The organism is Ruegeria sp. BHSB172, assembly GCF_059613165.1.
In genome coordinates, this window is sequence record NZ_JBXWRZ010000012.1 from 33,825 (window position 1) to 54,648 (window position 20,824).

Sequence of the window (20,824 nt, forward strand, 5' to 3'; positions counted from 1 at the left end):
CGCACCATGCGCCAGCTTGTGCTTGCCCTTTGTCTTGCCGCCACGCCCGTTTGGGCCGAACTGGAACAGGCCCGCGACCTGATGGAGGCGGGCAAGTTTGCCGCCGCGCGCGAACAGCTTCTGCCGGCGGCCCGGTCGGGCAACGCCGAGGCCGAGGAGCTGATCGGCGTGATGTACGGCCTTGGCCTTGGGGTTAAGCAGGACTACGAGCGCGCGTTCGAATGGTATCTGCGTGCCTCGATGAAGGGGCATCCGGGCGCGCAATCGGGTGTCGGATGGTATTACGAGCTGGGCCTGGGCCTGCCTGCGCCCGATCTGGTGCGGGCCTACATGTGGTATACGCTCAGCGCCATCGGCGGCGACCCCGATGCGGCGATCAGCCTGGAAGAGGTGGTCAAAAAGATGACGCCCGAACAGATCGAAAAGGCCCATGTGCTGGTCAATGACTACAAGGGGTGGATGTACCCCTTTCGGTAAGGGCGGGCCGGGATGACGCGACATCCCGGCCCGAACTGTATCAGTTCAGGTCGGCGGCGCGTTCCGCGTTGATCTCGGCCTCGGCCTCGGCCACGGCCGCGGTCAGCGCGGCATAGATCTCGTCCCCGCGCGCGACGTTCTGCTGGAACCAGTCATAGACCGGGGTCGCGGCCTGCTTGAACGCCTCTTTTTCTTCGGGGGTCGGCACGTACAGGTCGCCGCCACCGGCCACGAAATCCTCGTAGGCCTGGATCGACTTGCGCTTGGGCGAGGCAAAGGTGGCCTGCTGCAGCGCATAGAACCCATCGACGACGACACGGCGCAGATCTTCCGGCATTTCCTGGAACTTGGCGTTGTTCATCCACCACAGCGCACCCATATAGGCGTGCCCGTCCAGCGTGACATATTGCAGGCCGGCATCGGGGAATTTCATGCCCATGATGTCGGTGATGCCGTTCTTCGAGCCGTCAACCACACCGGTCTGGAAGCTGGTGAACAGTTCCGGCCACGGGATAGGGGTGGGCGAGGCGCCCAGGGCCTTGACCAGTTCCTGCGGCAGGTCTGCGACCACGGTGCGGATCTTCAGCCCGTCCATGTCGGACGGCTGGGTCACGCGGCGCTTGGTGTTGGCGAAGTTGCGCCAGCCGCCGGTGTTGCCGATGGTCATCAGGCGGATCGCGCCGCCCGAATCTTCCAGCGCCATTTCGCGCATCTTGCGGGTGAAATCACCCGACAGTACCCGCTCGGCGATGCGGTCGTCGGCCATCAGATAGGGCAGGTCCAGAACCTGCACGTAAGGGAAGATGCCCGAGGCCCCGCCCGAGGTCGAGATGTAGATGTCGATGGTGCCGTCTGCCACGCCCTGCAGGCATTCGGCGCCGTTCGAGCACAGCTGCGTGCCGATGAACAGTTCGACCTCGATCGCGCCGTTCGAGGCGTTCTCGACGAAGTTCTTGAACACGACCAGGCCGTCATAGTCCTCGTCGTTTTCGTTCGAGTTGGCAGTAGCGCGCAGCGTGTAGTCGGCCGCCGAGGCCGCCAGCGCCGAGGCCGCCACCAGCGACGTGGCCAGTGCTGCGGTTTTGAAGAATGTTCTGAGCATGCGTTTCCTCCCTGTGGTACTCAGTCTAGTTTGCAAATCCCGTCAAACGCGGGATCGTCATGGATATTGCGGGGACATAGGTGATCAGGAAGATCACTGCGATTTCGACGGCCAGGAACGGCAGGATCGCCTTGGCGATGGTTTCCACCCTTTCGCGTGACACGGCGGCGGCCACGAAAAGCACCAGCCCCATGGGCGGCGTGGCCAGGCCAACGGTCAGGTTGACGCTCATGATGATGGCGAAATGGATCGGGTCGACCCCCAGGCTGGTGAAGATCGGGCCCAGGATCGGACCCAAGATGATGATCGCCGGGCCTGCATCCAGGAACATGCCCACGACGAACAGCAGCAGGTTGATCAGGAACAGCAGGATCAGCGGGTTTTCCGACAGTCCGAGGATCAGCGCGGCCAGTTGCTCGGGCGCGTGGCTGAGGCTGACCACGGTCTTGAACGCCATCGCCGCCCCCACCAACAGCAGCACCACGGCCGAGGTCATGCCCGCATTGCTGAGGACTTCGGGCACCTCTTTCAAGGTCAGCGTGCGCAGCACGAAAAACCCGATGATGAAGGCATAACCCACGGCAACGGCGGCGGCCTCGGTCGGGGTGAAGATGCCGCCCAGGATGCCGCCCAGGATGATCACCGGCGTCATCAGCGGGAAAAACGCCTTGAGGCTGGCCTGACCGCGCTCGGGCCAGGTGTATTTGCGGCTGGCCACCGGGAAATCATAGCGGTTCGCCATGACCTTGATCATCAGCATCAGGCCGATGCCCACCATGACGCCCGGCACGATGCCGGCCAGAAACAGGGCCGCGACGCTTTCGCCCATGACATAGGCATAGATGATCATGATCCCCGAGGGCGGGATGATCGGTCCGATGACCGAACTCGCTGCGGTGATCGCTGCGGCAAACTTGCGGGTATAGCCCTGCTTCTCCATCGCCGGGATCAGCATCGATCCTAGCGCCGAGGTATCGGCCACCGCAGAGCCCGACAGCCCCGCGAACAGGATCGAGCTGAGCACATTCACATGCGCCAGCCCGCCGCGCAAGTGCCCCATCAGGGCCTGGCTGAACTCGACCAGACGGATGGTGATGCCGCCGCGGTTCATCAGCTCTCCGGCCAGCATGAAGAAGGGGATGGCCATCAACGGAAAGCTGTCCATCCCGTTGTAGACGTTGCGATACAGCAGTGTGATGTCGTTGGTCTGGCCGTTCAGCCACAGCAGCAGGCCGGGCGCGGCCAGCAGCGCGAAAAAGACCGGCAGGCCGATCAGCAGAAACACCAGAAAGACGGGCAGGAACCAGACCAGCATCTATTCGGCCCCCACGGCGGCTTCGGGGATCTCGGGCAGCAGGTCACCGCCGCCAAGCATGGTGATGATCGAGCGCAGGATCAGTTCGATGTTGACCGACAGCAGCAGGATCACACCCACCAGAAGGGATGCCATCATCCAGCTGCGCGGGATCCGGTACCATTCGTCAAAGCCAAACGAGGTGGGCAGGTACAGCGCGGCGGTGGCGAAACGCCCGCCAAAGCCCGTGACCTCGGACCAGCCGATGCGCACGGCGACCACCAGAACCGTCAGGCTGAGCAGCAGCAGAAACAGGTTCAGCAACTGGCCGGGTACGCGGGGCAGAAAGCGGACCAGCATGTCGATGGCCACGAACCCGCCGCGCCGAAAGGCGGTGGGTGCCATCAGGCCGGTCATCCACAACATGCAGAACCGCGCCGCCTCGTCGGGCCAGGGCAGGGCGTTGCCCAGAACGTATCGGAAGAACACCTGAATCAGGATCGCGATCACCATGAGGGCGATCGCAACGACGCCAACCGCGCGGCCCAGACGCAGCGCGGTTTCGTTCACGAATGCAATCGGCGCAAGCACCGATGTCAATCCGCCCATGCGGATCCTCCCTGTTCAGGCCGCGGGTTTGGCCCGCGACCGTGTCCCGCGCTTATTGGTGCGCGAATTGGCCGAGCTTGCCGGCGTAAAAGGTCAGCGCGTCTCCGTCCGCCATGCTGGCTCGCAAGACCTTGCCCACCACGATAACGTGATCGCCCGCATCGTGATACGCATGTTGTTCACATTCGAACCGCGCCAGGCATCCGCGCAGCAGCGGCGTACCGTTTTCGCAGCGGTCGTGGTCGATGTCACGCAGGGCAAAGGCGTCTTTCGAGCAGCCAAAGCACAGCTCGGCCTGGTCGGCCGACAGCACGTGAATGCTGAAATGCCGGGCCGCGCGGAAATAGGGGAACCGGCGCGAATTCCGGTCTCCGGCCCACATCACCAAAGGCGGGTCCAGCGACAGCGAGGAAAAGCTGTTGGCCGTGATGCAGACCGGCCCGTCGGGGCTGTCGCAGGTCACGACGGTGACGCCGGTGGCGAACCGGCCGAAAGCGTCCCGCAGGGTGCGGGTGTCGTCCTTGTGCGGAATGAAGGTGCGCGCCATGTCGTTCGAAAATGCGTTCATCATGGTACCTCATGCCCCAGCGCCGCCTCGTAGAGGCGGAACCAGGCTTCACGATCCAGATTGACTTTCAGGGCGTCCGAGATGCGCTTGATGCGGTCCAGGCTGTTGGTGCCCAGAACCGGCAGGATGCCGGCCGGATGGGCCAGCAGGAAGGCCACGGCCACCGCGGCACGGTCGACGCCGAACTGCGCGCCGATCTCATCCGCGACGACGCCAACCGGAGGATTGCCCGCCATCAGCGCTCCGCCGCCCAGCGGCGACCACGCCATCACCGGGTGGCCGTGCTGCTGGTGAAACGCCAGATCGCCATTGGTGAACGGGGCGATCGCGCCCAGAGAAATCTCGATCTGGTTGGTCGCCAGCGGGGTCTTCATGGCCGATTGCAGCAGCTGCCAGTCCCAGGGGCGGAAATTCGACACGCCCACCGCGCGGACCTTGCCGCTAGCCACGACCTCATCCAGCGCAGCGCCGGTTTCATGGTGGTCCATGAACGGGTCGGGGCGGTGGATCAGCAGCAGGTCGATATGGTCGATCGCCATTTCCCGCAGCGAGGTGTCGACCGATTTCAGGATGTGCGCGCGCGAGGTGTCATAGTATTTCACCTTGGCATCCGCATAGCGCCCGCAGGGGGCGACGATGTCGCATTTGGTGACGATCTCCATCCGATCCCGCAGGCCGGGATTGGCGCGCAGGGCGCTGCCCAGAATCGCCTCGGCGCCATAGTCGCCATAGATGTCGGCCTGATCGAAACTGGTGATGCCCTGATCCAGACAGGCGTGGATCTTGGCCGCCACATGCGCGGCCGAGGTATCGCTGTCATCGCCCAGCCGCCACATGCCATAGACAAGGCGGCTCAGCTCCAGGGTGTCAGAAAGCTTGATACGTTGCATCAACGACGAACTCCGTTGCCCAGCGGCGTCGCCGGGGTGTCAGCAGGGACCCTTCCATAGGCTTCGGGAAGGGAGCAGGTTTTCAGATGTGGCATCACACGGGCGCCGAAATGGCGGGCCTCGTCCATATGCGGATATCCCGAGAAGATGAAGGCGCGGATGCCCATCTTCTGATACTCTTCGATCTTCGACAGCACCTGGTCTGTCGACCCCACCAGCGCCGCGCCGCAGCCTGACCGCGCCCGGCCGACGCCCGTCCACAGGCCCGGCTCGACATAGCCGTATTTGTCCGCCAGCTCGCGGTTCCTGGCCTGATGCGAAACACCTAGTGAGGTGGCGTCCAGCGCCCGTTCGCGGATTGCGCGGCCGTATTCGTCATCCAGTTTCGACACGATATAGTCGGCATATTCCTTGGCCTCGGCCTCGGTGTCGCGCACGATCATGTGTACCCGAAGGCCATAATCCAGCGTGCGGCCGTACTCGTCGGCCACCGCGTGTACGGCCTTCATCCGCTCGGCCAGCTGGTCCTTGGTTTCGGGCCACATCAGATATACGTCGCAATGCTGGCCGCACAGCTTCAGCGCATCGGGCGAATAGCCCCCGAAATACAGCAGCGGCCCGCCGATCTGATAGGGTTTGGCCGGATCGGTCGTCAGGCCCGAGAAATTGTAGACCTGACCCTGATAATTGATCTCATCCTGCGTCCAGGCCTGTTTCAAAATCTCGACCACCTCGCGCGAGCGCTGGTAGCGATAGCTGCTCTCGGCCTTTTCGCCCGGAAAATCCGACGAGATGATGTTGACCGTCAGCCGCCCCTTCAGCATGTGATCCAGCGTCGCGATCGTGCGTGCCAGCATGATCGGCTGCATCTCGCCGCAGCGCACGGCGGCCAAAAGGTTGATCTTTTCTGTGATCGGGGCGCAGCCGGCCACGAAACTTAGCGTGTCCTGCCCCACCTGATACGAGGACGGGCACAGGATGTTGCGGAAGCCCTGCGCCTCGGCCTCTTTCACGATGCCCGAGCAATGTTCCCAGCTGGAGCGCAGATCGCCGTCGGGCACACCGAGAAACTGATAATCGTCCGAGCACAGCGCCGCGAACCACGAAACCTCGGCCGCATCCAGATCGGGGGATGTGATGGGGACGATCGTCATCTGATTCTCTCTCCTGCCGGGCTCAACTTTTCTCTTGCGTAGCAACCACATTGATGTAGATCAATAGTGTATCAATTTTTTCTGCGACCAAGTGAAGCGCCCGCGTGCCCCCATCCACCAGAAACCCCAACGCCCTGCCGATCTATGTGCAGATCGCCGAGCTGCTGATCCGCGACATCGCCGCCGGCCGGCTGATCGATGGCGAGCGTCTGCCGCCCGAGCGGGACATGGCGGCGCAGCTGAACGTCTCGGTCGGAACGCTGCGAAAATCGCTCGCCGAGCTGGAAAAAAAGGGGATGCTCGAGCGGATCCAGGGCTCGGGCAACTACGTGCGCGAGACTGGGTCCCAGAACAGCGTCTATGCCATGTTCCGGCTGGAGCTGCCCGAGGGCGGCGGCCTGCCGCGCGCCGACATCCTGTCGGTCGATCACTTGGACAAGCCCGCCGACCTGCCCGATTTCGGCACCTCACGGCGCGGGTCGCGCGTGCGGCGGATGCGCTATCTGAATGACACAATCATCGCGGTCGAGGAGATCTGGCTGGACGAATCAGCCGGTCTGATCGACCGGCGGCTGCTGTCGGACTCGCTCTATCGCTATTACCAGCAGCAGCTTGGGTTCTGGATCACCCGCGCCGAGGATCGGGTTTCGGTCGGGCGGCTGCCCGACTGGACCCCTGCGAACTTCACCCGGCCGGCGGGCGAGACCGTCGGTTACATCGAGCGGTTCAGCTGGTCGGAACGGCCTGAACCCGTCGAGTTTTCGAAAACCTGGTTCGACCCGGACCGGGCAACTTACGTCCAACGACTGAAATGACGAGGAAACGCGCATGACCCGGACCATCAATTACGGGCTGATCGGATGTGGCATGATGGGGCAGGAACACCTGCACAACATCGCCCTGCTGGAGGGCACGCAAGTGGCCGCCATTTTCGAGCCCGACCCCGAGATGGCGCGCGCCGCGCAGGCGATTGCGCCGGGGGCCCGGATGATGGCTTCGGTGCAGGACCTGCTGGCGGTCGAGGCGCTGGACTGCCTCGTCATCGCCAGCCCCAACCATCTGCATGTGGATCAGATCGCCCAGATCGCCGAAACGCGTCCCTTGCCGCTGTTGGTGGAGAAGCCGCTGTTCACCAACCCCGACGATGCGGCCCGTCTGGCCGAGATCGAGCGCAGCTATCCCTGTCCGATCTGGGTGGCGATGGAGTACCGCTATATGCCGCCCATCGCCGCCCTGATCGCCGAGGCGCAGGACACCAGCGGCGGGGTCAAGATGCTGAGCATCCGCGAACACCGCTTTCCGTTCCTCGAAAAGGTCGGCAACTGGAACCGGTTCAACCGCAACACGGGCGGCACCTTCGTCGAGAAATGCTGTCATTTCTTCGACCTGATGCGCCTGATCCTGCAATCCGACCCAGTGCGCATCAGCGCCAGCGGCGGTCAGGCCGTGAACCATCTGGACGAAACCTATGACGGCGAAACGCCTGACATCCTCGACCACGGCTATGTCATCGTCGATTTCGCCTCGGGTGCGCGGGCGATGCTGGAACTTTGCATGTTCGCCGAGGGCGCGCGGTATCAGGAGGAAATCTCGGTCGTCGGCCCCAAGGCCAAGATCGAGGCGCTGGTCCCCGGGCCGGGCCGGTTCTGGCCCGAACATCTGGGCGAGCCGCCGGTGCCGCAGCTCATCGTCAGCCCGCGCGACCCCAAAGGTCCGATCGCCCGCGACATTCCCGTCGATCCGCGCCTGCTGGCGGCGGGCGACCACAACGGCTCGACCTTCTATCAGCACCAGGGCTTTCTGGCGCTGGTGCGCGGTGAGCGCGACGCCCCGGATGTCAGCCTGACCGACGGCATGTGGGCCGTGCGCATGGGGCTGGCGGCACAGCAATCTCTGGCCACGGGTGAAACCATCTGGCTGGATCGCTGAGGTCTTTCTGCGGGTGCAAAATGCGCCGATCGGAAACCTGTGTTCCAATTTGGCGTCACCGCCCATGTCGTTTTTGATATTCAAAGCGTCTTTTCCGCTTGCCCGTCCATCTGCGGCCCCCTAGGTCTGGCCGCGGGACACCCCTCCCCAACGAGGGGCGTATATCTGGAAGGGTAACACCAATGACCATCGAACGACCGGCAACGCGGCCGGCCAATCCGCGTTTTTCCTCGGGCCCCTGCGCCAAACCCCCCACATTCGAGCTGAACAAGCTGGCCGGTGCCGCGCTGGGCCGGTCGCACCGCGCCGCCATCGGCAAGGACAAGCTGAAGGCCGCCATCGAAGGCACGCGCGAAGTGCTGGGCATTCCGGCCGACTATCGTATCGGCATCGTTCCGGCCTCGGATACGGGTGCGGTGGAAATGGCGCTTTGGTCGCTGCTGGGCGAACGCAAGGTCGAGATGCTGGCCTGGGAAAGCTTTGGCGCGGGTTGGGTCACCGACGTGGTCAAACAGCTGAAGATCGACGCCGAGGTGAAAACCGCCGATTACGGGCAGATCGTCGATCTGGCGACCATCGATTTCAACAATGACGTGGTCTTTACCTGGAACGGGACCACCTCGGGCGTGCGGGTTCCGAATGGCGACTGGATCGCCGATGACCGCGCCGGCCTGACCATCTGCGACGCCACCAGCGCCGCATTTGCGATGGACCTGCCCTGGGACAAGCTGGATGTCACCACCTTCAGCTGGCAGAAGGTTCTGGGTGGCGAGGCCGCGCATGGCATGCTGATCCTCAGCCCCCGCGCGGTCGAGCGGTTGGAAAGCTATACCCCTGCGTGGCCGCTGCCGAAGATCTTCCGCCTGACCAAGGGCGGCAAGCTAAACGAGGGCATCTTTACCGGCGCAACCATCAACACGCCGTCGATGCTTGCGGTCGAGGATTACCTTTTCGCGCTGGATTGGGCCCGCTCGGTCGGCGGGCTGCAGGGCCTGATCGCCCGCGCCGATGCCAATGCGCAGGCGATTTTCGAATTCTGCGACCAGAACGACTGGATCGACAACCTGGCCGAGGACCCGGCCACCCGGTCGAACACCAGCGTCTGCCTGAAATTCACCGATCCGCGCATTCGCGACGGCGCAAGCTTTGCCAAGGCGGTCGCCAAGCGGCTGGAGGCCGAGAACGTGGCGCTGGACATCGGCGCGTACCGCGATGCGCCGGCCGGGCTGCGCATCTGGTGCGGCGGCACGGTCGAGACGTCCGACATCCAGGCGATGCTGCCCTGGCTGAAATGGGCGTTCGAGGCCGAGATCGCAGCCCAGGCCGAAGCCGCCTGACCCCTTTCCCTTACAAGATCCGGGCCGTGTCCGGCCCGGAGTTATCATTCCATTCAAGGACCACGCACATGGCCCCCAAAGTACTCGTATCCGACAAGCTCAGCGAAACCGCGGTTCAGATCTTCCGTGATCGCGGCATCGACGTGGATTTCATGCCCGACGTGGGCAAGGACAAGGAAAAGCTGGCCGAGATCATCGGCAACTATGACGGCCTGGCCATCCGCTCGGCCACCAAGGTCACCGAGAAGATCCTGGAAAAAGCCGACAAGCTGAAGGTGATCGGCCGCGCCGGCATCGGCACCGACAATATCGACAAGGAAGCCGCCTCGAAAAAGGGCGTGATCGTGATGAACACGCCGTTCGGCAACATGATCACCACCGCCGAGCACGCCATCGCGATGATGTTCGCCGTGGCGCGTCAAATCCCCGAGGCCAATGCCAGCACCCATGCGGGCAAGTGGGAAAAGTCCAAATTCATGGGGGTCGAGCTGACCAACAAGACGCTGGGCGTGATCGGTGCCGGCAATATCGGCGGCATCGTCTGTGACCGGGCGCATGGCCTGAAGATGAAGGTCATCGCCTATGACCCCTATCTGGGCCAGGAGAAGGCCGACAAGATGGGCGTGGAAAAGGTCGAGCTGGACGAGCTGCTGGCGCGGGCCGATTTCATCACCCTGCACGTGCCGCTAACCGACCAGACCCGCAACATCCTCAGCCGCGAGAATCTGGCCAAGACCAAGAAGGGCGTGCGCATCATCAACTGCGCCCGCGGCGGTCTGGTCGACGAAGAGGCGTTAGCCGAACTGATCAAATCCGGCCATGTCGCGGGAGCAGCCTTCGACGTGTTCAGCGAAGAGCCGGCCAAGGAAAACCCGCTGTTCGACCTGCCCAACGTGGTCTGCACCCCGCATCTGGGCGCGGCGACTACCGAAGCGCAGGAAAACGTGGCGCTGCAGGTGGCCGAGCAGATCTCGAACTATCTGCTGACCGGCGCGGTCGAGAATGCGCTGAACATGCCCAGCGTCACCGCCGAAGAGGCCAAGGTCATGGGGCCTTGGATCAAGCTGGCCGGCCATCTGGGCAGCTTCATCGGCCAGATGACCGACGAGCCGATCAAGGCAATCAACATCCTGTATGACGGCGTGGCGGCGCAGATGAACCTGGCGGCGCTGAACTGCGCGGTGGTAGCGGGGATCATGAAGCGCTCGAACCCCGAGGTGAACATGGTCTCGGCCCCGGTCGTGGCCAAAGAGCGTGGCATCAAGATCTCGACCACCAATCAGGACAAGTCGGGCGCCTTCGAGGGCTATATCAAAGTGACCGTGGTGACCGACAAGCGCGAACGCTCGATCGGGGGTACCGTGTTCAGCGACGGCAAGCCGCGCTTCATCCAGATCAAGGGCATCAACATCGATGCCGAGGTCGGCGCGCACATGCTCTACACCACCAACGAGGACGTGCCGGGCATCATCGGCACCCTGGGGAAGACCATGGGCGAGCATGGCGTGAACATCGCCAACTTTACCTTGGGCCGCGCCCAGGCGGGTGGCGAGGCGATCGCGCTGCTGTATGTTGACGAGCCGGTTCCGGCTGAAGCCCGCGCCAAGCTGGCTGAAACCGGGCTGTTCACCCAGATCAAGCCGCTGGAGTTCGACGTGATCTGATCCGGCAAGACCCGGATGAAAGCGATTGACGCCTGCACCCGCCCGGTGCAGGCGTTGTCGTTGCAAAGGCCCGCAAATCCAACCCGGCCCGGAACGGAGACATCGGCATGACCGCGCCCTGTCCCTGATCGAGCAGTATGGCGGACGCGATGTGCGGATCGTGTTTCTGGGCGACTACGTCGATCGGGGCCCGACAGCAGGGGTCTGCTGGACCGGCTGATTGCCGGGCGCGACGCGGGGCGAAACTGGGCCACGCTGCTGGGCAACCATGACCGGATGTTCGCGTGGTTCCTGCAGGATGAGCTGTGCCATGATCCGCATCTTCTGGTCGGCTACCACTTGCTGCACGCGCGGCTGGGCGGAACCGAAACCCTGCGCAGCTATGGTGTCGAATTCGAAGATCGCATCCGGCTGCAGAGTGTGCATCGCGCGGCTCACGCGGCGGTGCCGGCTGCGCACAAGGCATTTCTGCGAGACCTGGTGCGGAAGCACCAGACCCCCGAGCTTGCTTTTGTTCATGCCGGCATCCGGCCGGGCGTGCCGCTGAGCGCGCAGGCCGAGGATGATCTGGTTTGGCTCCGTCAGAGCTTTCACGCCCGTCAGACCCCGAACCCCAAGCTGATCGTGCATGGCCACACGGTGGTGGACCACCCCACCCATTACAGGAACCGCATCAACCTGGACATCGGCGCGGGCTATGGCCGCCAAACCGGGGTCGCCGTGTTCGGGGGGCGCGACTGCTGGCTGCTGACCGAAGCCGGGCGCGTGCCGCTGCGCCCCTGATCAGCCGCCCGCGAACATGTCCTTGTAGGTCTCGCGCAGAACGTTTTTCTGCACCTTGCCCATCGTATTGCGGGGCAATTCGTCCAGCAGGATCAGCTTGCGGGGATGTTTAAAACGGGCAAGGCTTTGGCTCACCGCATCCATGATCGCGCCCAGATCCGGTGCCGCGCCGGCCTCGGGCACCAGTATGCCCAGAACGGTTTCCCCGAAATCCGGGTGCGGCACGCCGATCACTGCGCTTTCCAGCACGCCGGGCTGTTCATCCAGAACCAGCTCGATTTCCTTGGGATAGATGTTGTAGCCGCCCGAGATGATCAGGTCTTTGCCGCGCCCGACGATATGCACATAGCCGTCAGCGTCGATGCGGCCCAGATCACCGGTGATGAAGAACCCGTCCTCACGCAGCTCGGCGGCGGTTTTCTCGGGCATCTGCCAATAGCCCTTGAACACGTTCGGGCCGCGCACCTCGATCATGCCGATCTCGCCCTGCGGCAGCGGATCGCCCGTTTCGGGGTCGGTGATCTTCAACTCGACCCCCGGCAGCGGAAAGCCCACCGTCCCGGCGCGGCGCTCGCCGTCATAGGGGTTCGAGGTGTTCATGTTGGTCTCGGTCATGCCATAGCGTTCCAGGATCCGGTGGCCGGTGCGTTGCTCGAACCGCGTGTGGGTTTCGGCCAGCAACGGCGCCGAGCCGGAAATGAACAGCCGCATGTGTTGGGCCAGATCCCCGGTGAATCGGTCGTCGTTCAGAAGGCGAGTATAGAAGGTCGGCACCCCCATCATCGAGGTGGCCTTGGGCATCAGGCGCAGGATGTCGTCCAGATCGAAGCCCGGCAGAAAGATCATCGACCCGCCGGCCGACAGCATGACATTGGTGGCCACGAACAGGCCATGGGTGTGAAAGATCGGCAGCGCGTGCAGCAACACGTCATCCGCGGTGAAGCGCCACTCCTGCACCAGCGTTTCGGCGTTCGAAAGCAGGTTCGCCTGCGTCAGCATGGCGCCCTTGGACCGCCCGGTAGTGCCCGAGGTATAGAGAAACGCGGCCAGATCGTCCGAAGTGCGGCGCACCGGTTCAAACGCCGGCAGCATCCCCAGCGCGCGCCGCATCAGGCTGCCCGAGCCGTCGGCGTTCAGCGTTTCGACCCGCGCGCCATGGCTGTGGGCAATGGGCTCCAGTTCGGACAGCGTACCCGCATCGCAGACCACCAGCGCAGCGCCGCTGTTATCGATGAAATAGCTCAGCTCGGCGCCGGTATAGGCGGTGTTCAGCGGCAGAAAGATCAGCCCGGCTTGAACGCAGGCCGCATACAGCGCCAGCGCCTCGGGCGATTTGTGGACCTGAACCGCCACCCGGTCGCCCGGTTCCAGCCCCAGCCCCGTCAGCGCATTGGCCACCCGCGCCGCCATGTCCAGAAACGCGGCATGGGTCAGCGTACGGCCGTCCGGAAGATGCAGAAACGGCGTGTCTTTGCCCGCATGGATGCCGAACAGACGATCATAAAGCGGGTTGGCCATTTCGGGTCCTCCTGATTGCGGTGCTGCCGATCCGGACCCTGTATCGGATTGCGCCGCTGGTAAAGACCCTGTTGTGGGCCTTTTTGCATCAGAGCCGGGTGGTCATGCGATAGCCAGCGGCAAAATACATCTTGGCCAGCGTCACAGGTGCGCCCTGCAGCCATGTGATGCGTTCGGCGGTAAAGACCGGCTCGCCTTCGGTCACGTCCAGAAAACCGGCCAGCGTGGCGTCGGCCCGGCTGGCCAGAAAGGACAGTTCGACATTGGTGAAGGGGACCGTCTGCACCAGCCATTCATTCGGGCCGATGGCGGAGAAATCTGCCTGTTCGACCTGCGGCACGCTGTCGATGACGATCCAGCGGTCCTCGAACTGAAAGGGGGTGTTGCCGGAATAGTGCATGCAGCGCACATGCACCACGCGCTGCCTCGGTGTAAGCGCCAGCCGCGCCCCCAGCCATTCTGGCGCGGTCTCAGTCAGCGCCGAGACCAGTGCATACCGATAGGTGCCGCCCATGGCCTCGACCTCGTCGCGTACCAGCGGGATGGTAAAGCGGGCCTGCCGCTGCGGGGCGCTGGACACGCGGGTGCCCGCCTTGCGGCGGCGTTCCAGGAAACCCTCCTCGGCCAGTTCGCGCAGCGCGCGGTTCACCGTGGTGCGGGTGCAGGAAAACTCGACCGCCAGTTCCTCTTCGTTGGGCAGCAGTGTGTCGGGCCGCCATTCGCCGGAACGGATGCGGCCTAGCACGGTCTGTTTGATGTCCTTGTAGCTGGTGGTCTCGGGGCTTTGGGTCATAGGGCGCTCGGCTTGGTGTTGGAGTTGATTAGACTCGGGACAGCAGATCGGCAATGGCCCGGCGATAGGCGGGGATGATCGTGTCGCGCGCGACGTGGCGCCCGGCGCGGACCATGTGGCGGCCGGCCGACCACAGATCGGTTACCAGCCCGTCGGGGGCCGCGAAACACAGCCCGTCCAGCAGTTGGTCGTCTCGCAGTGCGCACAGGGTCGGGTGCGCGCGGTCGATGGCCACCAGATCGGCCAGCTTGCCTGGGGCGATTTCGCCGGCGTCGCGCCCAAGCGCCTGCGCGCCGCCTTGGGCCGCACCTGTATACAGTGCATGCCCGACCGAGCCTTCGCCCCGCACCAGAACCGCCCGCGTGCGGTCGCGTAGGCGTTGCGAATATTCGAGGGTCCGCAGTTCCTCGGGCAGCGAAATCCGAATGTTAGAGTCTGATCCAACCCCGAACCTCCCGTTCTCACCAACAAAGGTCGGACCTTCGAAAATACCGTCGCCCAGATTGGCCTCGGTGATCGGGCACAGCCCCGCCACGGCGCCCGACCGTGCTAGGGCCCGGGTTTCGCCGGGCGTCATATGGGTGGCGTGGACGAGGCACCAGCGGTCATCGACCGGCAGGGTGTTCAGCAACCACTCCACCGGACGGCTGCCCAAAGCGGCCTGCACGTCCTGAACCTCTTTCACCTGCTCGGCGATGTGGATGTGAACAGGGCCGTCCGGGACGTTGTCGATCAGGGCGCAAAGGTCGCCGGGGCGGGTGGCCCGCAGCGAATGCGGGGCGATGCCGACAACGGTGTCGGCCGGGGCCTGTCGGGCCCGGTCCCGGGTCGCGTCGAGCAGGTCCAGATAGCGGACCAGATCGTTGCCGAACCGCATTTGCCCGCCGGTCAAAGCCTCTTGCCGGACTCCGCCAAAGGTATAGAGCACCGGCAGATGGGTCAGCCCGATCCCCGTCTGCTGCGCGGCGGCAAAGATGCGCTGACTCAGTTCGGACAGATCGGCATAGGGCGCGCCGCCGGGTTGGTGATGGACATAGTGGAACTCGCCGACCGCAGCATATCCGGCCTCCTGCATCTCAAGGAAGGTCAGGGCGGCGATGGCCTCGATATGCCTAGGCGTCAGGTTCTCCAGAAACCGGTACATCAGCTGCCGCCAGCTCCAGAAGCTTTCCCGGCCAGCGGTCCGGGTCTCGGTCATCCCGGCCATGGTGCGTTGAAAGCTGTGGCTGTGCAGGTTCGACAGGGCCGGCAGCAAGAGATCGACGCATGTATCACCGGGCGCGGGCGGGACGTTGGCCTGCAGCCCGGCAATCCGCCCTTCGGTGATTTCCACCCGCAGGTTCGGAACCCAATTATAGCCTAACAAAGCGGTTTTTGCGTGTATCATCATACTGCGTTCAATTTGTGTAGACTTTAGACTTTTACCCGTATACGAAAAATCCAACTGCAACGGGAGTCCAAAAGAATCGCCATGGCCGAAAAAACTGTCCTCCGCTGTCAGCACGTTGCGACCATGGCCGAAGGCGCGTCGCCCTATGGCCTGATCGAGGATGCCGTCATCGTGCTGAACGGCGACCGGATAGACTGGGTGGGATCTTGGCAGGACCCCTTGGCGCGACAGGCCGGCCCGGTCATTGATTACCGGGATCGCCTGATCACGCCGGGCCTGATCGACCCGCACACTCATGTCGTGTTTGGCGGCAATCGCGCCGCCGAGTTCGAGATGCGTCTGAACGGTGCCTCTTACGCCGATATCGCCCGGGCCGGTGGCGGTATCCTGTCCACGGTGGCGGCCACTCGCGCGGCCAGCCAGCAGGAGTTGCTGGACACCGCCTTGCCCCGCGTCGATGCCATGATCGCCGAAGGGGTGACCTGCATCGAGATCAAGTCGGGTTATGGTCTGGAGCCAGAAGCGGAGCTGCGCATGTTGTGCGTGGCCCGTCAGATCCCGCAGCTGCGCCCGGTTCGGGTAATGACCAGCTTTCTGGGCGCGCACGCGATCCCGCCCGAATTCAACGGGCGCGCGGACGCCTATATCGACACGGTCTGCATCCCGACCCTGCGCGCGGCCCATGCCGAGGGGCTGATCGACGCGGTCGACGGGTTCTGCGAGGGAATCGCCTTCGATACGGCTCAGATCGCGCGGATGTTCGACGCCGCGCGTGAGCTGGGGCTGCCGGTCAAGCTGCATGCCGAGCAATTGTCGAATCTGGGCGGGGCCCGGCTGGCGGCGTCCTACGGCGCCCTGTCGGCCGATCATCTCGAATATGTGGACGCCGCAGGGGTGGACGCCATGGCCGAGGCCGGAACGACTGCGGTTCTGCTGCCCGGCGCGTTCTACACGCTGCGGGAAACGCAGGCCCCGCCGATCGACCTGTTCCGCAAGGCCGGGGTGCCGATGGCCCTGGCCACCGATTGCAATCCGGGGTCCTCGCCGCTGACGTCGCTGCTGCTGTCGATGAACATGGGCTGCACCCTGTTTGGCATGACCCCGGCCGAGGCACTAGCCGGGGTCACCCGCAATGCCGCCCGCGCGCTTGGGCTGGCCGATGCCGGTACGATTGCGCCTGGCCAGCGGGCGGATCTGGCTGTTTGGGACGTCTCTCACCCGGCCGAGCTGGCCTATCGGATCGGGTTCAACCCGCTGCACGCACGCATTTTCGGAGGGGAGGCATGAGCGCTCTGACCTTGGTTCCGGGACAGGTCTCGCTGGCCCAACTGGCGGACATCTACTGGAACGAAACGCCGGTGGTTCTGGATCATTGCTGTCGCCCGGCTGTCGAGGCCGCCGCCGCTCGCATCGCCGAGGCCGCCGCCGGTGACCAGCCCGTCTATGGCGTGAATACCGGTTTCGGCAAGCTGGCCAGCCTAAAGATCGCGGCCAAGGACACCTCGGCGCTGCAGCGCAACCTGATCCTCAGCCATTGCTGCGGGGTTGGCCCGGCGGTGCCGCGGCGATTGGCGCGCCTGATGATGGCGCTCAAGCTGTTGTCCTTCGGGCGCGGCGCATCCGGCGTGCGGTGGGCGCTGGTGGACCTGCTGCAACAGATGCTCGCCCGTGGCGTGACCCCGGTGATCCCGGCGCAGGGCTCGGTCGGGGCCTCGGGTGATCTGGCGCCGCTGGCCCACATGACGGCGGTGGTCATCGGTGAAGGCAAAGCCGAACTGGACGGTACGGTCATGCCGGGCGCCCAAGCCTTGAAAAAAGCCGGGTTAGAGCCTGTTCAGCTGGGGCCGAAGGAGGGCTTGGCCTTCATCAACGGCACCCAGTTTTCGACAGCCTACGCCTTGGCGGGCCTGTTCGAAGGCTGGCGCGCGGCGCAAAACGCGCTGGTCGTTTCGGCCGTTTCGACCGATGCCATCATGGGGTCCACTGCGCCGCTTCAACCCGAGATTCACGCTCTGCGCGGTCATCGCGGCCAGATAGAGGCCGCCAGCGCCATGCGCGCCGTGTTGCAGGGCTCGGAAATCCGTGAAAGCCATCGCGAGGGTGACAGTCGCGTGCAGGACCCGTATTGCATCCGCTGTCAGCCGCAGGTCACCGGTGCCGCGATCGACGTGATCCGGCAGGCCGCCGCGACCTTGCAGACCGAGGCCAACGCGGCCACCGACAACCCGCTGGTGCTGTCCGATCCCGACACGATCGTCTCGGGCGGCAATTTTCACGCTGAACCGGTGGGGTTTGCCGCCGACATGATTGCACTGGCCTTGTCCGAGATCGGTGCCATCGCGCAGCGCCGGATCGCCTTGATGGTGGATCCGACTCTCAGCTTCGACCTGCCGCCATTCCTGACCCCCGACCCGGGTCTGAATTCCGGCTTCATGATCGCTGAGGTCACGACCGCCGCGCTGATGAGCGAAAACAAGCATCTGGCCAACCCGTGCGTCACCGACAGCACGCCCACCTCGGCCAACCAGGAAGATCACGTCTCGATGGCCGCCCACGGTGCGCGGCGTTTGACGCGTATGGTGGAAAACCTCAACCACATTCTGGGGATCGAGCTGCTCTGCGCCGCTCAGGGCGTCGAGTTCCGCGCCCCGCTAGTCACCAGCGCGCCCTTGCAGCGGGTGATTGCGCGGCTGCGCGCCGACATCCCGCCTTTGGCCGAGGACCGGTACCTGGCCCCGGAACTGGAACAGGCCAAGGATCTTGTGGCCAGCGGCGCGATCCTGGAGGCGCTGGGCGTACCGCTCCCGGAGGTGACGGCATGATCGTGGTCGAGGTGCAGCAAGGGCAGAGCCCGATCGTGCTGGGCCAACCGCATGGCGGAACCTTCGTGCCCGAGGAGATCCATGCGCGCCTGAACCAGACCGGCCGGGCGTTGGCCGACACGGATTGGCACATAAACAGGCTCTATCAAGGGCTCTTGAGCGATGCGACGGTGGTTCAGTCCCGCGTGCACCGCTATGTGATCGACGCCAATCGCGATCCGGCGGGCGTGTCGCTCTATCCGGGGCAGAACACGACGACCCTGGTGCCGCTGACCGATTTCGACGGGCAACCCATATGGCTGGAAGGACAGGAACCGTCGGAAGATGAAATCGAGGAGAGGCGCGAAAAGTTCCACGCTCCCTATCACGCCGCGTTGCAGGAAGAATTGGAGCGGGTGCGGGCCAGGCATGGCGTGGTGATCCTGTTCGACTGCCACTCGATCCGGTCCCTGATCCCCTTCCTATTCGACGGAGAGTTGCCGGTGTTCAACACGGGCACCAATGACGGCACCACCTGCGCACCCGAGGTCGCGCAGGCGGTGGATGCCGTGGCTCAGGCGTCGGGCTGTACCGCGGTGCTGAACGGCCGATTCAAGGGCGGTTGGACCACCCGGCACTATGGCCGCCCGGACAAGGGCATACATGCGATCCAGATTGAGATCGCCCAACGCGCCTATATGGACGAGACCCCGCCCTGGACCTGGCGCGCGGACCGGGCTGAACGCCTGCGCCCGCACCTGCAAGAGATGCTTGACCGCCTGCGTGCCTTGGCCTTGTCGGGCGCACTGGCCGAAAAAGGAGCCCCGAAATGAGTGACCCGCGCAAGAACACCCGTGACGTCTTTCCACCGACCGGGCCGGACCTGAATGCCAAAAGCTGGCTGACCGAGGCCCCGTTGAGGATGCTGATGAACAACCTCCACCCCGACGTTGCCGAAAACCCGCACGAATTGGTAGTCTATGGCGGCATCGGCCGTGCGGCGCGAACCTGGAAAGATTTCGACACTATTGTAGCCAGTTTGAAGGATCTCGAGGCCGACGAGACCCTGATCGTGCAGTCCGGCAAGCCGGTGGCGATCATCCGAACGCACAAGGACGCGCCGCGGGTTCTGATCGCCAATTCCAACCTCGTGCCGCATTGGGCGACCTGGGACCACTTTAACGATTTGGATCGGAAGGGCTTGATGATGTACGGCCAGATGACGGCCGGGTCGTGGATCTATATCGGCACGCAGGGCATCGTTCAGGGCACCTATGAAACCTTCGCCGAGGCCGGGCGCCAGCACTATGGCGGCGACCTGACCGGGCGATGGATCCTGACCGGGGGGCTGGGCGGCATGGGCGGGGCACAGCCCCTGGCGGCAGTCTTCGCCGGGGCCTGCTGTCTGGCGGTGGAATGCAACCCCGACAGCATCGATTTCCGTCTGCGCACCAAATACCTGGATGAGAAGGCCGAAACGCTGGACGAGGCGCTCGCCATGATCGACCGCTGGACCAAGGCGGGCGAGGCGAAATCCGTGGGTCTGCTGGGCAATGCGGCCGAGATCTTCCCTGAGATTTACCGCCGCATGGCCGCGGGCGGGATGCGCCCCGACATCGTGACCGACCAGACCAGCGCCCACGACCCGATCAACGGGTATCTGCCGCTGGGCTGGACTCTGGCGCAGTGGCGCGAAAAGCGGGAAACAGACCCTAAAGCGGTGGAAAAGGCCGCGCGCGCCTCGATGAAGCAGCATGTCGCGGCGATGGTCGATTTCTGGAACGCGGGCGTGCCGACGCTGGATTACGGCAACAACATCCGGCAGGTGGCGCAGGACGAGGGGCTGGAGAACGCCTTTGCCTTTCCCGGATTCGTCCCGGCCTATATCCGCCCGCTGTTCTGCCGTGGCATCGGCCCGTTCCGCTGGTGCGCGCTGTCGGGCGACCCCGAGGATATCTACAAGACCGACGCCAAGATGAAAGAGCTGTTCCCCGAGAACGAGCATCTGCATCGCTGGCTGGACATGGCCCGTGACCGGATCGCGTTTCAGGGTCTGCCCGCGCGGATCTGCTGGATCGGGCTGGGCGACCGGCACCGGGCCGGGCTGGCCTTCAACGAGATGGTCGCGAATGGAGAGCTGAGCGCACCGGTCGTCATCGGCCGAGATCACCTGGACAGCGGCTCGGTCGCCAGCCCAAACCGCGAGACCGAGGCGATGCTGGATGGGTCCGACGCCGTGTCGGACTGGCCGCTGCTGAACGCATTGATCAACACCGCCAGCGGCGCGACCTGGGTGTCGCTGCATCACGGCGGCGGGGTCGGCATGGGCTTCAGTCAACACGCGGGCGTGGTGATCTGCGCTGACGGCACCGAGGACGCCGCGCGGCGGCTGGAGCGGGTGTTGTGGAACGACCCGGCCTCGGGCGTGTGGCGCCATGCGGATGCGGGTTATGACATCGCCAAGGACTGCGCCCGCGAACACGGGCTGCGCCTGCCGGGCATTCTGGGGTAGCGG

19 protein-coding genes are annotated in these 20,824 nt (G+C 64.3%); 10 read left to right on the top strand and 9 right to left on the bottom strand.

The window, feature by feature from the left end:
- Positions 1-6: 6 nt before the first annotated feature.
- Positions 7-477 (top strand): tetratricopeptide repeat protein, encoded by a 471-nt coding sequence (locus tag AC2FM3_RS08630; protein WP_496680654.1) that lies wholly within the window; start codon positions 7-9, stop codon positions 475-477.
- Between the two features lie 40 nt (positions 478-517).
- Here the strand turns inward: AC2FM3_RS08630 and AC2FM3_RS08635 are convergent, their stop codons facing one another.
- Genes AC2FM3_RS08635 through AC2FM3_RS08660 form a run of 6 tightly spaced genes read right to left on the bottom strand, consistent with a single transcriptional unit; the run spans position 518 to position 6,094 of the window.
- A complete protein-coding gene (locus AC2FM3_RS08635) occupies positions 518-1,579 on the bottom strand; it encodes a TRAP transporter substrate-binding protein (RefSeq protein WP_496680656.1) in 1,062 nt (353 codons plus the stop codon).
- A 25-nt stretch (positions 1,580-1,604) separates the two neighbouring features.
- The gene (locus tag AC2FM3_RS08640; RefSeq protein ID WP_093964183.1) at positions 1,605-2,894 is read right to left on the bottom strand and encodes a TRAP transporter large permease; all 1,290 of its coding nucleotides are present in this window, start codon (positions 2,892-2,894) and stop codon (positions 1,605-1,607) included.
- The gene (locus AC2FM3_RS08645; protein WP_496680659.1) at positions 2,895-3,482 is read right to left on the bottom strand and encodes a TRAP transporter small permease; all 588 of its coding nucleotides are present in this window, start codon (positions 3,480-3,482) and stop codon (positions 2,895-2,897) included.
- Positions 3,483-3,534: 52 nt separating this feature from the next.
- A complete protein-coding gene (locus tag AC2FM3_RS08650) occupies positions 3,535-4,053 on the bottom strand; it encodes a flavin reductase family protein (RefSeq protein WP_496680661.1) in 519 nt (172 codons plus the stop codon).
- Positions 4,050-4,940, bottom strand: coding sequence for an aldo/keto reductase (locus AC2FM3_RS08655; RefSeq protein WP_496680662.1), 891 nt, complete (start codon positions 4,938-4,940; stop codon positions 4,050-4,052). The genes AC2FM3_RS08650 and AC2FM3_RS08655 overlap by 4 nt, the downstream gene beginning before the upstream one ends.
- Positions 4,940-6,094: an LLM class flavin-dependent oxidoreductase gene (locus AC2FM3_RS08660; RefSeq protein ID WP_496680664.1), complete on the bottom strand. Its 1,155-nt coding sequence runs from the start codon at positions 6,092-6,094 to the stop codon at positions 4,940-4,942. Before AC2FM3_RS08660 ends, AC2FM3_RS08655 begins: the two co-directional genes overlap by 1 nt.
- Before the next feature lie 104 nt (positions 6,095-6,198).
- Between AC2FM3_RS08660 and AC2FM3_RS08665 the strand changes: the two genes are divergently transcribed.
- The 5 genes from AC2FM3_RS08665 to AC2FM3_RS08685 all read left to right on the top strand — a co-directional run bounded on the left by AC2FM3_RS08665 (position 6,199) and on the right by AC2FM3_RS08685 (position 11,807).
- On the top strand, positions 6,199-6,909 hold the full coding sequence (locus AC2FM3_RS08665; protein WP_496680666.1) for a GntR family transcriptional regulator: 711 nt from the start codon (positions 6,199-6,201) through the stop codon (positions 6,907-6,909).
- A gap of 13 nt (positions 6,910-6,922) precedes the next feature.
- Positions 6,923-8,023, top strand: a complete 1,101-nt coding sequence (locus tag AC2FM3_RS08670; RefSeq protein ID WP_496680668.1) for a Gfo/Idh/MocA family protein — start codon at positions 6,923-6,925, stop codon at positions 8,021-8,023.
- Positions 8,024-8,205: 182 nt separating this feature from the next.
- Positions 8,206-9,360, top strand: coding sequence for a phosphoserine transaminase (locus tag AC2FM3_RS08675; RefSeq protein ID WP_496680669.1), 1,155 nt, complete (start codon positions 8,206-8,208; stop codon positions 9,358-9,360).
- A gap of 68 nt (positions 9,361-9,428) precedes the next feature.
- Entirely contained in the window at positions 9,429-11,024 is a 1,596-nt protein-coding gene (serA, locus tag AC2FM3_RS08680; RefSeq protein WP_496680671.1) for a phosphoglycerate dehydrogenase, read from the top strand.
- 276 nt (positions 11,025-11,300) lie between these two features.
- Positions 11,301-11,807, top strand: a complete 507-nt coding sequence (locus AC2FM3_RS08685; protein ID WP_496680673.1) for a hypothetical protein — start codon at positions 11,301-11,303, stop codon at positions 11,805-11,807.
- Here AC2FM3_RS08685 and AC2FM3_RS08690 read toward each other — a convergent pair whose 3' ends face one another.
- The 3 genes from AC2FM3_RS08690 to AC2FM3_RS08700 form a co-directional block, all read right to left on the bottom strand.
- Entirely contained in the window at positions 11,808-13,325 is a 1,518-nt protein-coding gene (locus AC2FM3_RS08690; RefSeq protein WP_496680675.1) for a malonate--CoA ligase, read from the bottom strand.
- A gap of 88 nt (positions 13,326-13,413) precedes the next feature.
- Positions 13,414-14,118, bottom strand: coding sequence for a histidine utilization transcriptional repressor HutC (hutC, locus tag AC2FM3_RS08695; RefSeq protein WP_496680677.1), 705 nt, complete (start codon positions 14,116-14,118; stop codon positions 13,414-13,416).
- Between the two features lie 28 nt (positions 14,119-14,146).
- Positions 14,147-15,508, bottom strand: a complete 1,362-nt coding sequence (locus tag AC2FM3_RS08700; protein WP_496680679.1) for a formimidoylglutamate deiminase — start codon at positions 15,506-15,508, stop codon at positions 14,147-14,149.
- Between the two features lie 81 nt (positions 15,509-15,589).
- Between AC2FM3_RS08700 and hutI the strand changes: the two genes are divergently transcribed.
- Genes hutI through hutU form a run of 4 tightly spaced genes read left to right on the top strand, consistent with a single transcriptional unit; the run spans position 15,590 to position 20,821 of the window.
- Positions 15,590-16,795 carry an imidazolonepropionase gene (gene hutI / locus AC2FM3_RS08705; RefSeq protein ID WP_496680681.1) on the top strand — a complete coding sequence of 402 codons (1,206 nt, stop codon included), beginning with the start codon at positions 15,590-15,592 and terminating at the stop codon, positions 16,793-16,795.
- Positions 16,792-18,330 (top strand): histidine ammonia-lyase, encoded by a 1,539-nt coding sequence (gene hutH, locus AC2FM3_RS08710; protein WP_496680683.1) that lies wholly within the window; start codon positions 16,792-16,794, stop codon positions 18,328-18,330. The genes hutI and hutH overlap by 4 nt, the downstream gene beginning before the upstream one ends.
- A complete protein-coding gene (gene hutG / locus AC2FM3_RS08715) occupies positions 18,327-19,142 on the top strand; it encodes an N-formylglutamate deformylase (RefSeq protein ID WP_496680685.1) in 816 nt (271 codons plus the stop codon). Before hutH ends, hutG begins: the two co-directional genes overlap by 4 nt.
- Entirely contained in the window at positions 19,139-20,821 is a 1,683-nt protein-coding gene (gene hutU, locus AC2FM3_RS08720) for a urocanate hydratase (RefSeq protein WP_496680687.1), read from the top strand. The genes hutG and hutU overlap by 4 nt, the downstream gene beginning before the upstream one ends.
- Positions 20,822-20,824 lie beyond the last annotated feature (3 nt).

What these genes read in the sequence shown, in the direction of transcription:
- hutU (WP_496680687.1), top strand. Translation starts at nt 19,139, where the DNA reads ATGAGTGACCCGCGCAAGAACACCCGTGACGTCTTTCCACCGACCGGG.
- AC2FM3_RS08700 (WP_496680679.1), bottom strand. Translation starts at nt 15,508, where the DNA reads ATGATGATACACGCAAAAACCGCTTTGTTAGGCTATAATTGGGTTCCG.
- AC2FM3_RS08655 (WP_496680662.1), bottom strand. Translation starts at nt 4,940, where the DNA reads ATGCAACGTATCAAGCTTTCTGACACCCTGGAGCTGAGCCGCCTTGTC.
- AC2FM3_RS08640 (WP_093964183.1), bottom strand. Translation starts at nt 2,894, where the DNA reads ATGCTGGTCTGGTTCCTGCCCGTCTTTCTGGTGTTTCTGCTGATCGGC.
- AC2FM3_RS08650 (WP_496680661.1), bottom strand. Translation starts at nt 4,053, where the DNA reads ATGATGAACGCATTTTCGAACGACATGGCGCGCACCTTCATTCCGCAC.
- hutG (WP_496680685.1), top strand. Translation starts at nt 18,327, where the DNA reads ATGATCGTGGTCGAGGTGCAGCAAGGGCAGAGCCCGATCGTGCTGGGC.
- AC2FM3_RS08675 (WP_496680669.1), top strand. Translation starts at nt 8,206, where the DNA reads ATGACCATCGAACGACCGGCAACGCGGCCGGCCAATCCGCGTTTTTCC.
- AC2FM3_RS08670 (WP_496680668.1), top strand. Translation starts at nt 6,923, where the DNA reads ATGACCCGGACCATCAATTACGGGCTGATCGGATGTGGCATGATGGGG.
- AC2FM3_RS08630 (WP_496680654.1), top strand. Translation starts at nt 7, where the DNA reads ATGCGCCAGCTTGTGCTTGCCCTTTGTCTTGCCGCCACGCCCGTTTGG.
- AC2FM3_RS08660 (WP_496680664.1), bottom strand. Translation starts at nt 6,094, where the DNA reads ATGACGATCGTCCCCATCACATCCCCCGATCTGGATGCGGCCGAGGTT.
- AC2FM3_RS08635 (WP_496680656.1), bottom strand. Translation starts at nt 1,579, where the DNA reads ATGCTCAGAACATTCTTCAAAACCGCAGCACTGGCCACGTCGCTGGTG.
- AC2FM3_RS08685 (WP_496680673.1), top strand. Translation starts at nt 11,301, where the DNA reads ATGTTCGCGTGGTTCCTGCAGGATGAGCTGTGCCATGATCCGCATCTT.
- hutH (WP_496680683.1), top strand. Translation starts at nt 16,792, where the DNA reads ATGAGCGCTCTGACCTTGGTTCCGGGACAGGTCTCGCTGGCCCAACTG.
- AC2FM3_RS08645 (WP_496680659.1), bottom strand. Translation starts at nt 3,482, where the DNA reads ATGGGCGGATTGACATCGGTGCTTGCGCCGATTGCATTCGTGAACGAA.
- hutI (WP_496680681.1), top strand. Translation starts at nt 15,590, where the DNA reads ATGGCCGAAAAAACTGTCCTCCGCTGTCAGCACGTTGCGACCATGGCC.
- AC2FM3_RS08690 (WP_496680675.1), bottom strand. Translation starts at nt 13,325, where the DNA reads ATGGCCAACCCGCTTTATGATCGTCTGTTCGGCATCCATGCGGGCAAA.
- hutC (WP_496680677.1), bottom strand. Translation starts at nt 14,118, where the DNA reads ATGACCCAAAGCCCCGAGACCACCAGCTACAAGGACATCAAACAGACC.
- serA (WP_496680671.1), top strand. Translation starts at nt 9,429, where the DNA reads ATGGCCCCCAAAGTACTCGTATCCGACAAGCTCAGCGAAACCGCGGTT.